At 68.5% G+C, this 739-nt stretch carries 1 protein-coding gene and 1 pseudogene; both read right to left on the reverse strand.

All coding sequences use genetic code 11. The features are described from left to right. The coding region (locus AC08ON_RS13390; protein WP_476617087.1) for an LLM class flavin-dependent oxidoreductase at positions 1-430 on the reverse strand (430 nt) is incomplete at its 3' end. A 76-nt stretch (positions 431-506) separates the two neighbouring features. Then, a pseudogene (locus AC08ON_RS13395) lies at positions 507-683 on the reverse strand (LLM class flavin-dependent oxidoreductase); the annotation flags it as partial. Positions 684-739: the final 56 nt, after the last annotated feature.

Here is a 739-nt window from a genome sequence, read left to right on the forward strand (position 1 = left end):
ATCCAGCCGATCCGGCCGATCCGGCGGTGTCCCACGAGCCGAGCAGGAAGGACGGAGTCAGGCGGACGTAGAGCTGGATCGCGGTGACCCCGGGCTGCACATATGCGGCGATCTGGTCGCGGCACTGCTCGGGCGTGCCGTGGATGAACAGGGCGTCAATGACCTCATCGGGTAGCGCCCGAGCGGCACCACGCTGGTCCCCGGCGGTCCAGCGCTCGTGGGACTCGGCGAGCCGTTCGCCGTTGCCGAGCCATTCGTGGAAGGCATGGTAGGGGGTCTGGTTGAGGATCCAGGTGAGGAACGGCCGGCTGTCGCGGCGGGCGACGTCCGGATCGGCGTTCGGGCTCACGAAGACCTTCACCACCAGCTCCTTGCCCGCTGGCTGCGGTCCGACGACGGCGCGGACCTTGATCAGATCTTCGGGGGACAACAGATTGGTGACGGCACCATCCCCCCTCGGTGAAGCCGAGCTTGAGCATGCCGGGTCGCAGCGCTCCCAGGATGACCTTCGGCGTCTCGGTCGGAGGATTCGGTATGGCGAAGCCGCGGATCGCGAACGTGTCGAAGGCGCCGGAGACCACCTCGCCGCGCAGCGCCCGGGTGAGGAAACGAAGCGTGTCCCGGGTCCGGCGGAAGGGCTCGTCGAACGGGATGCCGTTGAGGTCGGTCACGTGGGCGGGCACCGACGAACCGATGCCAAGGACAAGCCCGCCGAACGTCAGATCGGCCAGGGTCGCCG

It is taken from the genome of Frankia sp. CoWAU3, from assembly GCF_977971855.1.